General features: G+C 69.1%; 8 protein-coding genes, 1 tRNA gene and 2 pseudogenes. 8 read left to right on the plus strand and 3 right to left on the minus strand.

Annotation, left to right across the window (positions count from 1 at the left end; all coding sequences use genetic code 11):
* Positions 1-68 precede the first annotated feature (68 nt).
* The 7 genes from LK409_RS09640 to LK409_RS09670 all read left to right on the plus strand — a co-directional run bounded on the left by LK409_RS09640 (position 69) and on the right by LK409_RS09670 (position 6,241).
* A complete protein-coding gene (locus tag LK409_RS09640) occupies positions 69-305 on the plus strand; it encodes a hypothetical protein (protein WP_003810072.1) in 237 nt (78 codons plus the stop codon).
* Positions 306-356: 51 nt separating this feature from the next.
* A tRNA-Arg gene (locus LK409_RS09645) sits at positions 357-433 on the plus strand.
* Positions 434-651: 218 nt separating this feature from the next.
* Positions 652-1,137 carry a MarR family transcriptional regulator BpsR gene (gene bpsR / locus LK409_RS09650; RefSeq protein WP_010928481.1) on the plus strand — a complete coding sequence of 162 codons (486 nt, stop codon included), beginning with the start codon at positions 652-654 and terminating at the stop codon, positions 1,135-1,137.
* 314 nt (positions 1,138-1,451) lie between these two features.
* Positions 1,452-2,660 (plus strand): ABC transporter substrate-binding protein, encoded by a 1,209-nt coding sequence (locus LK409_RS09655; protein ID WP_003810076.1) that lies wholly within the window; start codon positions 1,452-1,454, stop codon positions 2,658-2,660.
* Positions 2,661-2,751: 91 nt separating this feature from the next.
* Positions 2,752-4,701 (plus strand): ABC transporter permease, encoded by a 1,950-nt coding sequence (locus tag LK409_RS09660; protein ID WP_041937203.1) that lies wholly within the window; start codon positions 2,752-2,754, stop codon positions 4,699-4,701.
* Positions 4,698-5,474, plus strand: coding sequence for an ABC transporter ATP-binding protein (locus LK409_RS09665; protein WP_003810082.1), 777 nt, complete (start codon positions 4,698-4,700; stop codon positions 5,472-5,474). The genes LK409_RS09660 and LK409_RS09665 overlap by 4 nt, the downstream gene beginning before the upstream one ends.
* Positions 5,471-6,241 carry an ABC transporter ATP-binding protein gene (locus tag LK409_RS09670; RefSeq protein ID WP_010928483.1) on the plus strand — a complete coding sequence of 257 codons (771 nt, stop codon included), beginning with the start codon at positions 5,471-5,473 and terminating at the stop codon, positions 6,239-6,241. The genes LK409_RS09665 and LK409_RS09670 overlap by 4 nt, the downstream gene beginning before the upstream one ends.
* A 153-nt stretch (positions 6,242-6,394) precedes the next feature.
* Here the strand turns inward: LK409_RS09670 and LK409_RS09675 are convergent.
* The 3 genes and pseudogenes from LK409_RS09675 to LK409_RS09685 all read right to left on the minus strand — a co-directional run bounded on the left by LK409_RS09675 (position 6,395) and on the right by LK409_RS09685 (position 10,980).
* Positions 6,395-9,200: pseudogene (locus LK409_RS09675) on the minus strand (c-type cytochrome).
* A 30-nt stretch (positions 9,201-9,230) separates the two neighbouring features.
* Positions 9,231-9,719, minus strand: coding sequence for a (2Fe-2S)-binding protein (locus LK409_RS09680; RefSeq protein WP_003810087.1), 489 nt, complete (start codon positions 9,717-9,719; stop codon positions 9,231-9,233).
* A 109-nt stretch (positions 9,720-9,828) separates the two neighbouring features.
* The gene (locus LK409_RS09685; RefSeq protein ID WP_010928485.1) at positions 9,829-10,980 is read right to left on the minus strand and encodes an FAD-dependent monooxygenase; all 1,152 of its coding nucleotides are present in this window, start codon (positions 10,978-10,980) and stop codon (positions 9,829-9,831) included.
* Between the two features lie 300 nt (positions 10,981-11,280).
* Here LK409_RS09685 and LK409_RS09690 point away from each other — a divergent pair.
* Positions 11,281-12,033: pseudogene (locus tag LK409_RS09690) on the plus strand (maleate cis-trans isomerase family protein).
* The last annotated feature ends 1 nt before the right edge of the window (position 12,034 follow it).

A 12,034-nucleotide genomic window follows, 5' to 3' on the forward strand; every position in this document is an offset into this window, starting at 1 on the left:
TTTGGATGAGGGCAATCTTTTGTATGCTGTAAAAAAATCCACTGACGTATTGTGTAATGAGCAAATCTATGAGAAGCGCGGCCAAATGGTGGGGCCCTGCGGCCACCTGGACGCTGGCGGCCCTGCTGGTGTTGCTGGTGGGCCACGGCGTGGTGCCGGAAGCGGCGCGGGTCTCCGACGCGCCGTTGCTGCATGCCATGGCCGGGCATGCCTACCTGCTGAACTGGGCCGCCGGGTTGATGGCCCTGATCGGCTGGGGCGACAGCCTGGTCCTGTATCGCCGCACCCGCCGCCGGGCGGTTTGAAAAGCCGGCTGGACAGTTTGAAAAAACGCGGTATAATTTCGCCTCTTTACAGCGCCCGTAGCTCAGTTGGATAGAGTACTTGGCTACGAACCAAGGGGTCGTGGGTTCGAATCCTGCCGGGCGCGCCAATATGAAAAGCCGCCATGCCTTGTGCATGGCGGCTTTTTGCTTTGGGCGGCGCGCGCGCTTGCGGCGCTTGCCCTGCCACGGGTTTGAGGGCCGGCCGTATGCCCTTACACTTGCCGTACTTTTCGCAGCCACTTTGACTTTTCGAGGTGAAGGCGGACTGCCGTGGCGTGCCTTGCCGGCGAGTGGGGCGCGGGGCGGCGGCGCGCCGCAGGAGCCTATGCCCGCATCCCAGGACAAACTCGATGTGCCGCCCGGTCCTTATCATTTTTCCGAACAGGTCGGCTATTTGTTGCGGCGCGCCTACCAGCGCCACGTGGCGATCTTCCAGCAGACCATTCCCGATTCCAAGCTGACCGCGGCGCAGTTCGTGGTGCTGTGCGCGTTGCGCGACCAGGGCGCGTGCTCGCTGGTCGACGTGGTCAAGGCGACGGCCATCGACCAGGCCACCGTGCGCGGGGTCATCGAGCGCCTGAAGGCGCGCAAGCTGCTGGCCGTCTCGCACGACCCGGCCGACCGCCGCAAGGTGCTGGTGACGCTCACGCCCGACGGGCGTGCGCTGGTCGAGGAAATGGTGCCGTTTGCCGAGCAGATCACGCAAAGCACCTTCGGCGGGCTCAATCCCGCCGAGCGGGTGGCCATCGTCTACCTGTTGCGCAAGATGAGCGACGCCGACGATCTTGTCGGACGGCAGTCCGATTCCTAGGGAAAATACTAGGCAAATTAAAGTGTCAACGCTCTAATTTTCGGCTTGGCCGTCAATCTGTCGAGGCGTCGCCACAAGCAGGAAAAGGCGTTGTCCCTGGATTTATTGATTTGTAATTCAATGATTTTGTGTGAATATTCGGGTATTCCCGTAGAAATCCGAATAGCCTTTATCGTGATGTGGTTATAGGGTGCCGGTCCGGTGTTTACATGCAGAATTCAAGTGTGTACGCTTTATCATATCCCGCGCGTCCAGGCTTGCAGGCTAGCCGCGTCCACACGCAGTGATACCGTCGTCAACTCAAGGGGAAAATCATGAACGGTCGCAACCGCTACGCCCGATTGCTGGGCGCAACCTGCCTGACGCTGCTGGGCGCATCGGCCTGGGCACAGGACACCATCAAGATCGGCGAGATCAACAGCTACAAGTCGCAGCCCGCGTTTCTCGAACCCTACAAGAAGGGCATGCAACTGGCGCTGGACGAGGTCAACGACGCGGGCGGCATCGCGGGCAAGAAGCTGGAGCTGGTGATCCGCGATGACAACGCCAACCCGGGCGAGGCGGTGCGCGCCGCCGAGGAGCTGATCTCGCGCGAGCGCGTGGACATGCTGACCGGCTCGTTCCTGTCGCACATCGGCCTGGCGTTGACCGACTTCGCCAAGCAGAAGAAGGTGTTCTTCCTGGCCAGCGAGCCGCTGACCGACAAGATCGTCTGGCAGGACGGCAACCGCTATACCTACCGCCTGCGCACCTCGACCTACATGCAGGTGGCCATGCTGGTGCCCGAGGCGCTGAAGCTGAAGAAAAAGCGCTGGGCCATCGTCTATCCGAACTACGAATACGGCCAATCGGCCGTGGCGACCTTCAAGACCCTGATGAAGGCCGGCCAGCCCGACATCGAATTCGTCTCGGAACAGGCCGCGCCGCTGGGCAAGGTCGATGCCGGCAGCGTGGTGCAGGCGCTGGCCGACTCCAAGCCCGACGCGATCTTCAACGTGCTGTTCGCCGCCGACGTGACCAAGTTCGTGCGCGAGGGCACCACGCGCGGCCTGTTCAAGGAGCGGCCGGTGGTCAGCGTGCTGACCGGCGAGCCGGAGTATCTCGATACCTTCCGCGACGAGACGCCGGCCGGCTGGATCGTCACCGGCTATCCGTGGCAGTTCATCGAAACCCCCGAGCACCAGGCCTTCCTGAAGGCCTACCAGGCCAAGTTCAAGGACTATCCGCGCCTGGGTTCGGTGGTGGGCTACAGCGCCATCAAATCGCTGGCCGAGGGCATCAAGCGCGCCGGCGGCAAGACCGACACCGAGTCCATGATCAAGGCGTTCGCGGGCCTGAAGCTGACCATCCCGTTCGGTCCGATCGAATACCGCACGCTGGACAACCAGTCCACCATGGGGGCCTACGTGGGCAAGCTGGCGTCCAGGGACGGCAAGGGCGTGATGGTCGATTTCCGTTATGTCGACGGCGCCGCCGCCCAGCCTTCGGACGAGGAAGTGCGCAAGCTGCGCAAGGCCGATTGATCCACGCGCGGCGCGTCCGTGTCGCGGACGCGCCGTCGCGGGCGGGATGCATCGCCGCGGCGATGCGTGATTTCCTAGAGGTATCGCGGTTATGGATCTGACAGGTTTTCTGGCCCAGCTGCTCAACGGGCTGGCCGAGGCATCGTCGCTGTTCCTGGTGGCGGCGGGGCTTTCGCTGATTTTCGGAGTGACGCGCATCGTCAATTTCGCGCACGGCTCGCTCTACATGCTGGGCGTGTACGTGGCGTATTCGATCGTCGAGCGCGTGGGCGGCACCGCGCTGGGCTTCTGGTTCGGCCTGGTGGCCGCGTCGCTGGCCGTCGGCGTGGTGGGCGCGGCTATCGAGGTCGTGCTGTTGCGCCGCATCTATCGCGCGCCGGAGCTGTTCCAGCTGCTGGCGACCTTCGCCCTGGTGCTGGTCATCAACGATGCCGCGCTGTGGATCTGGGGCGCCGAAGACCTGCTGGGGCGGCGCGCGCCGGGGCTGACCGGCGCGGTCGACCTGCTGGGCCGCCAGTACCCGGTCTACAACCTGGTGCTGATCGTGATCGGGCCGGTGGTGCTGGGGCTGCTCTGGCTGCTGCTGATGCGCACGCGCTGGGGCACCCTGGTGCGCGCGGCCACGCAGGACCGCGAGATGCTCGGCGCGCTGGGCGTGAACCAGGCCTGGCTGTTCACCGGCGTGTTCGCGCTGGGCGCCATGCTGGCCGGGCTGGGCGGCGCGCTGCAATTGCCGCGCGAGCCAGCCAGCCTGAGCCTGGACCTGCGCACCATCGGCGACGCGTTCGTCATCGTGGTGGTGGGCGGCATGGGGTCGATCCCGGGCGCCTATGTGGCCGCGCTCATCATCGCCGAAATCAAGGCGCTGTGCATCGGCCTGGGCACCGTGACCCTGCTGGGCTTCAGCGTGTCGTTCTCCAAGCTGACGCTGGTGGTGGAGTTCGCCTTCATGGCGCTGGTGCTGGTGTTCCGCCCCTGGGGCCTGTTCGGACGCCCGCAGGGCGCCAGCCGCAACTCGGCGCCCATCGAGGCGCCGCTGCGGCCGGCCGCGCCGCGCCTGCGCATCCTGTGGGGCGTCCTGCTGGCCGCCCTGGCGACGCTGCCGCTGCTGGCGCAGTGGCTGCCGTACGCGGTGGTGCTGACGCAGGACATCCTGATCGCCGCGCTGTTCGCCGTCAGCCTGCATTTCATGATGGGGCCGGGCGGCATGCATTCGTTCGGCCACGCGGCGTACTTCGGGCTGGGCGCGTACGGCGCGGCCTTGCTGCTGAAGGCCGCCTCGCTGCCCATGGAGGCCGCGCTGGCCTTCGCGCCGCTGGTGGCCGCCCTGGGCGCGCTGATCTTCGGCTGGTTCTGCGTGCGCCTGTCGGGCGTCTATCTGGCCATGCTGACCCTGGCGTTCTCGCAGATCGTCTGGTCGGTGGTGTTCCAGTGGGACGACTTCACCGGCGGCTCCAACGGCATGATCGGCGTCTGGCCGGCCGAGTGGCTGTCCGGCACCGCCTACTACTATCTGGCGCTGGCGGTGGTCGCGGCCGCCGTGCTGGGCCTGCGGCGCGTGCTGTTCTCGCCATTCGGCTACGCAATGCGCGCCGGGCGCGATTCCAGCCTGCGCGCCGACGCCATCGGCATCGACGTCAAGCGGGTGCAGTGGGCGGCTTTCGTGGTGGCCGGCGCGTTCGGCGGGCTGGCCGGAGCGCTGTATGCGTTTTCCAAGGGCAGCATTTCGCCCGACACCATGGCGGTGAGCAAGTCGGTCGACGGCCTGGTGATGGTGCTGCTGGGCGGCATCCAGACCCTGATCGGCCCGGTGGTGGGCGCGACGGCGTTCAACGTGCTGCAGGATTACATCATGCGCGCCACCGAGTACTGGCGCGCGCTGTTCGGCGGCGTCATCCTCCTGCTGGTGCTGGTGTTCCCGCAAGGGATCGCGGGATTCTGCCGGCAGGCGGGGCAATGGTGGAGCGCGCGCGCCGGCAAGGACCGGCCGCCGCGCAAGGGCGGCGCCTTCATCGGCGGACCGCGGGAGAAGCAGGCATGAGTCTGTTGCAGGTCAGGAATCTCAGCAAGGCGTTCGGCGGCGTGCGGGCCGTCGATGACATCAGCTTCGATCTGGCGGCCGGCGAACTGCTGGCATTGATCGGCCCCAACGGCGCGGGCAAGTCCACCACCTTCAACATGGTGGGCGGGCAGCTGCCGGCCACCACGGGCTCGGTCAGGCTGGACGGCCACGAACTGGTGGGCATGCGGCCGCGCGACATCTGGCGACTGGGCGTGGGCCGCACCTTCCAGATCGCGGCGACCTTCGCGTCGCTGACGGTGGTCGAGAACGTGCAGATGGCGCTGCTGTCGCACCATCGGCGCATCTTTTCGTTCGGCTCGCTGGCGGCGCGCCAGTACCGCGAGCCGGCGCTGGCGCTGCTCGAACAGGTGGGCATGCGCGACCAGGCCGAGCGGCCCTGCAGCGAGCTGGCCTATGGCGACGTCAAGCGGGTCGAGCTGGCCATGGGGCTGGCCAATGATCCCAAGCTGCTGCTGATGGACGAGCCCACCGCCGGCATGGCGCCGCAGGAGCGCAATGCGCTGATGGCTCTGACCAAGCGGCTGGTGGTCGATCGGGGCATGGCGGTGCTGTTCACCGAGCACAGCATGGACGTGGTGTTCGCGTACGCGGACCGCATGATCGTGCTGGCGCGCGGCCGCCTCATCGCCGAGGGGCGCGCGCAGGAGATCCGCAACCATCCCAAGGTGCAGGAAGTGTATTTCGGCACCGGCAAGACCTTCGAGAAACATTCCGCCGGAGCCGCAGCATGAGCACAGTCGCCGAGCCTACCCGCGCCGCCGCCGCCACGCAGGCGCCCGCGCTGCTGCGCGTGGCGGGGCTGAATGCCTGGTATGGCGCCGTCCATATCCTGTTCGACGTGGACCTGGAGGTGCGGCGCGGCGAAGTGGTGGCGCTGATGGGGCGCAACGGCGCGGGCAAGTCCACCACGTTCAAGGCCGTCATGGGCCTGCTGGCCAAGCGGCGCGGCGCGGTGGAGTTCATGGGCCGCGATATCGCCGGCCTGCAGCCGTTCGAGATCGCGCGGCTGGGCCTGGGTTTCGTGCCCGAGGACCGGCGCGTGTTCACCGACCTCACGGTCACCGAGAACCTGGAGGTGGGCCGCCAGCCGGCGCGGCGCTGGCCGGACGGCAGCGCCGCGCCGAACTGGCAGCCGGGCGCGCTGTATGAGCTGTTTCCCAACCTGGGCGCCATGCAGGACCGTCCGGGCGGGCAGATGAGCGGCGGCGAGCAGCAGATGCTGACGGTGGCCCGCACGCTGATGGGCAACCCTTTCCTGGTGTTGCTGGACGAGCCCTCCGAGGGGGTGGCGCCCGTCATCGTCGAGCAGATGGCCGGCATGATCCTGGCGCTGAAGGCGCAGGGCGCCAGCATCCTGCTGTCGGAGCAGAACGTGCATTTCGCCGAACTGGTTTCCGATCGCGTCTATGTGCTGGAGAAGGGCCAGATCCGCTACAGCGGGTCGATGGCCGAACTGGCCGACAACGAGGAAGTGCGCCGCGCCTACCTGACGGTGTGAGCGCTGCCTGGCGCCGGCAACAGGTGCCTGTCCCGACATACAGGGTGTGCCTGTCCCCGCCGGGACAGGCACACTGCCGTACACCATCGACGCTTGACCGCCAAGACGGTGTCTGTCCCGGTTGGGACAGGCACCTGTTGCGGGCGGCTCTGTTCATTCCTGCCGCGACAGCTTCCGCACCCGTTGCGCGACGTCCTGCCAGGCCGGCTCGCCCGGCGCGAAGCGGGCGCGCATGTATTGCACCAGTTCGGCGATCTGTCCGGCGTCCAGGCTGTCGCCGAAGGCGGGCATGTAGCCCAGCTGGCCGTTGGCGGGCTCGACGATGCCGTGCAGGATGACCTGGATCAGGTTGTCGGGGCGCGCGCTGTGCAGATTGGTGTTGAGCGCCAGCGACGGCCGCACGCCGAATTGCGGCGCGGTATGGCGCGTTTCGTGGCAGACGGCGCACGCGCCCTGGAACAGGCGCTCGCCGTTTGGCGGCAGCAGGCGCGCGCCGGGTTCGCTGGCGCGCTCCAGCGCCTGCACCGTGGCTTCGACGCCGGCGCTGTCGGCGGCCGGGCCCAGCGACGACAGGTAGTGCGCCATGGCGCGCACGTCCGCATCGGGCAGCTGGGCCATGCTTTGCACGACCGGCGCCATCGGGCCGGCGGCCACGCCGTGGCGCGCCGAGAAGCCGGTGCGCAGATAGGCGTAGAGATCTTGTTCGGTCCACGGCACCGGCGCGCGCGACAAGGCGTTCAGGGCGGGAGCGTCCCAGCCTTCGGCCACGCCGCCGCCCAGGAAGTGCCGTTCGCCGCCGCGTTCGGCGCCCAGGCTGTTGCGCGGGGTGTGGCAGGCGCCGCAGTGCCCGGCGCCCTGCACCAGATAGGCGCCGCGGTTCCACAGCGTCGAGCGTTCGGGGTCGGGCTGGTAGGGGCGCGCATCGTGGAACAGCGCATTCCAGCCGGCCATCAGCGGGCGCAGGTTGTAGGGGAAGGGCAGGCGCGTCGGCGGCGGCGTGGCCGCCACCGGCGGCTGCGCCATCAGATAGGCGTACAGCGCCTGCATGTCGGCCTCGCTCAGCTTGGCGAACGAGGTGTAGGGGAAGGCGGGGTACAGCTGGCGGCCATCGCGGTGGATGCCTTGGCGCATGGCGCGCTCGAACGCCGCATACGACCATTGCCCGATGCCGGTCGCGACGTCGGGCGTGATGTTGGTGGTGTAGATGGCGCCGAACGGGGTGTCCAGCGCCAGCCCGCCGGCATTGGGCGCGCCGCCCGGCGCGGTGTGGCACACCACGCAGTCGCCGGCGGCGGCCACCAGCCGGCCGCGTTCGATCGCCGCGGCCGAATACAGGCCGGGTTCGGGCCCGGCGATGGGCGCGATGGCCGGACGCCACGGCCAGGCGGCGACCACCAGCCCGGCCGCCGCGGCGGCAATGCCGCCCAGCCAGGCGTAGGCGCCACGATTGCCGCGGCGCGCCGGCGCGGCGGCGGACAGGGCGCGGCGCGCCTGCGCGCCGTTGAAGGGCGGCTCGCGCAGGCGGATGCCGGTGGCGTCGAAAATCGCATTGGCCACCGCGGCCGCGGCAGGCAGCGATGCGGTGTCGGACCAGGCCAGCGCGGCCGGCGTGGCCAGCGCGCGGGCCGGACGCACGACTTCCGGTGTCGGCAGCTGGCCGGCGATCGGCGCGGCGGGGATGCTCCAGTCGTCGTAGGCGGCCGGCGGGCCGAGCAGGCGGCCCGCGGTATCGCGCAGATGCTGTTCGATGCGCGGCGCGTCCTGGCCGGGCGCGGCCGCCGCTTCGAGGTCGTGGCCGACCACCACGCGGGTCAGCGCGACGCTGCCGCTGTCGGGGTCGACCGATACGTCGGCCACCCAGGCCGACCAGCTGCGCAGCGGCGGGTCGACGCTGTCGTCGATGACGCTGGCATAGGCGAAGCCGCGTCCGCCGCGCCCGGATGCCTGCCAGCCGGCCTGCTGCGCGACTTGCCGGATCAGCGCCGCGCCGCGCGCATCGTCCAGGTGGCGCAGCCGGTACTCGACCGGATCGACGCCGGCGCGGATCGCGGCCTCGTCGAGAAACGACTCCAGCGCGAACACCTGGGCCGCGCGCTGCCCGGGCAGGCGGGCCGCGCCGGGCGGCAAGGTGCCCTGGCTGTCGGCGGCCAGCCGGACGGCGCCAAAGCGGTAGGGCGGGGCATCGGCGGGCGCGGCGCCCGCGCCGCCGGCCAGCAGGCGGGCCAGGCTGGGGCGGGCCAGGCCGGCGCCGTCGTGGCGGATGCGCAGCGCGGCAACGCCGCCTTGCGCGTCGAAGTCCGCACCCAGCCGGATCGCGCCGCTGGCCGGCGCGGGCCATGCTATCGGACTGCCGGCCACGCGCACCGGCTGGCCCACCGCGCGACAGCAGCGCCGCGTCGGCGGCCGTGTCGAGGGCCGCGAGGTCGGCGGCCTGCCCGGGCGGGACGCCATAGGCCAGCACGCGCACCGCATCCGGCGGCAGGTCCAGCAAGGCGGCCAGTTCGCGCCGCAGCGCCGGCGCGGCGGCCGCCGTCCACACGGTCAGCGCGCCCTCGCGCCACCAGGCCAGCGCCCAGGTCGACATGCCGTGGCTGTCCGCCGCCGGCCAGCGGTAGCGCTGTTCGAGCGCCATCGGCGCGTCGGCGTCGGCGGGGCCGTGTTGCCATAGCGGGTGGGCGTCGGCGCCCGGCGGGGCGGCGCGCCACTGTACCGGCAGCCGCGCGGCGGCCTGCTGCGCCAGCTCCGGCCGGGTGGCGACGATGCCGACGAAGTCGCGCGCCACGAGCACGCGCACGATGCCGGGCAAGCCTTGCAGGGCGTTGTCGTCGACGTGGGCGGCGCGCGGGCCGGTATAGCGTTCGCCATTCCAGCTGGCGCGCGGGGGGCGCAGCACCAGGCCGGCCAGCACGCCGGCGGCCGGCGGCGCCAGGTCGGCGCTGCCGGCCGGCATGGCGGCCATGGGGGCGGTGTCCGGGGGGGGCGGCGCGGCTCATGCCTGCCGCGCGGCCCACAGGCGCGCCGCGCGGCGCACCGCCGCCATGATTTCGATATGGGTGCCGCAGCGGCACAGGTGGTACTGCAGCTCGCGGCGGATGTCCTCGTCGGTCGGCGCGGCATTGCGCAGCAGCAGCGCCTGGGTGGCGATGATCATGCCGTTGAGGCAGTACCCGCATTGCGCGGCCTGCTCGTCGATGAAGGCCTGCTGCACCGGGCCGGGCGCCTGCGGCGTGCCCAGCCCTTCGAGGGTGGTGATGGCGTGCCCGGCCGCGCCGCGCACGGGTATCGTGCAGGCGCGCGCGGCCACGCCGTCGATCAGGACGGCGCACGCGCCGCATTCGCCCAGTCCGCAGCCGAACTTGGGCCCGTTCAGGCACAGGTCGTTGCGCAGGATGTAAAGCAGCGGGGTGTCGGGGTCCGCCGTCACCGTGTGGCGGCTGGCGTTGACCTCGAGCGTGAAGTCGCGAGTGGCTGCAAGCATGGCGATACGGCAAACCTCGATGCGGCGCGGCAAGCTGCGCAGGTTATCCGGACTGGGCGCCGCGCGGCCAGGGGGATAACCCCTGGTGGCGCGCCGGCGGCCGGCGGCCTCAGGCCGCCGCGCGCCGGCCTTCGACCAGCGGCTCGGCGTACACGTCGTAGCCGAAGCACCAGTCCGGGTTTTCGTTGGTGCGCAGCCATGTATTGTCGTGCGATACCCGCTGCACGCGGCTGGCGCGTTCGGCGCGGTTGTCCTCGTACAGGCGGAAGGCGGCGGCATGGTCCTGCAGCCCGGTCTGCTCGAAGATGCGCGTCAGCATGGCGGCGTCCTCGATCGCCATGGCCGCGCCTTGCGCCATGTGCGGCTTCATCGGGTGGCAGGCGTCGCCCAGCAGCACGATGCGGCCGCGGCTCCACAGCGGCAGCGGATCGCGTTCGAGCAGGGGCCATTTGGAAACCTCGGGCGTGGCCTCGATGAGCGCCTGCACGGTCGGATGCCAGCCGGCGAAGGCTGCGCGCATTTCCGCCTTGCTGCTGGGCACCCAGCTCTTGCCCATGTCCCATTGCTGCTCGGGCACGCCGGTCACGTAATAGATCTCATCGCGCTTGCCGGTGACGAAGTAAACCATCATATGGCGATCGTCCGACCACCACTTGACGCACATGTCGAAGGGCAGCGAGCCGCTGTCCAGCGGCGTGGGGAATACCGCGCGGTGCGCCACGTAGCCGGTGTACTTGGGCAGCTCGGCGCCCAGCAGGTGTTCGCGCAGCCGGGAATTGACGCCGTCGGCGCCGATCACGATCTCGGCTTCCTCGACCGAGCCGTCGGCGAAATGCAGGCGCACCACGTCGTCGTCCTCGTCCACGCGCGTCAGGCGCTTGTTGAACTGCAGCAGGCCCGCCGGCAGGGCGGCGGTCATCAGGGCATGGAAGTCGCCGCGGTGCACCGTCAGGTACGTGGCGCCGTAATGCGAGACCGCGTAGTCGCCCAGCGGAATGCGGGCCAGCTCCGCGCCGCTCTGCCAGTCGCGGCTGTACCAGTAGTCCGGATGCGAGCCCTGGCGGTTGAGCTCGTCCTCGATGCCGATGCGCCGTATGATCTTCATCACGTTGGGGCCGAGATGGATGCCTGCCCCCAGGCGGGAGAAGGCCGGCGCCTGCTCGTACAGGCGTACATTGAAGCCGGCGCGCGCCATGAGCGCCGCGCCCGCGGTACCGCCGAGACCGGCGCCGATGACAGCGATTCTGGGTTTGCCTTGCACGGTGTTTCTCCTGGAGTGAGGCGTGGAGCGGACCTGCGGTGCTCATGAAAATAAAGTGTACACACTTAAAAATGGCAAGTAAACAGGGAATCGCCAGGCGGTTCGTTCGAGGCTGTCCGGTATGGCGATGGTTTGCAGCAAGCTGTTGTCTATATGGAGCTTTTATGCGGGTTTTCCCTTAGACGGATGATCCGGAAAGGTGTGATCCGATCTATTGCCATGCCGTGGCATAGCTGTGAAAATAAAGCGTACACATCTTATTAAGGGCGTCTTTCGGCGTCCGGTTACCGGGAGCAGGGCGTGCAGAAGACCTACCGCATTGGCCAGATCGTGCCGAGTTCGAATACGACGATGGAGACGGAGATTCCGGCGATGCTGCTGGCGCGCCAGTAGATTCGTGGTGAGCGTTTCACCTTTCATTCGAGCCGGATGCGGATGAAGAAGGTGGTCAAGGAGGAGCTGGCGGCGATGGACGCGGAGTCGGATCGGTGCGCGGTGGAGCTGAGCGATGCGCGGGTGGACGTGCTGGGCTATGCGTGCCTGGTGGCGATCATGGCGATGGGCCGGGGGTATCACCGCCAGTCGCAGGCGCGGCTGACGGCGCACACGGCGGCCAATGGGGGCGAGGCGCCGGTGATCACCAGCGCGGGGGCGCTGGTCGATGGGTTGAAGGTGATGGGGGCGAAGAAGATCGCGGTGGTGGCGCCGTACATGAAGCCGCTGACCGAGCTGGTGGTGGACTACATCGGGAACGAGGGCTACGAGGTGGTGGATTACCGGGCGCTGGAGATTGCGGACAACCTGGAGGTGGGACGCCATGATGCGGGGCGGCTGCCGGAGATCGTGGCGGGGCTGGATTACCGCGAGGCGGACGTGATCGTGCTGTCGGCGTGCGTGCAGATGCCGTCGCTGGGGGCGATTGCGAAGGTGGAGGCGCAGACGGGCAAGCCGGTGGTGACGGCGGCGGTGGCCACGACGTACGCGATGCTCAAGGCGCTGGGTCTGGAGGCGGTGGTGCCCGGTGCGGGCGCGCTGCTGTCGGGCGCGTACTGAG

The sequence above is a fragment of the Bordetella parapertussis genome, from assembly GCF_020735925.1.
GTDB lineage: Bacteria > Pseudomonadota > Gammaproteobacteria > Burkholderiales > Burkholderiaceae_B > Bordetella > Bordetella pertussis.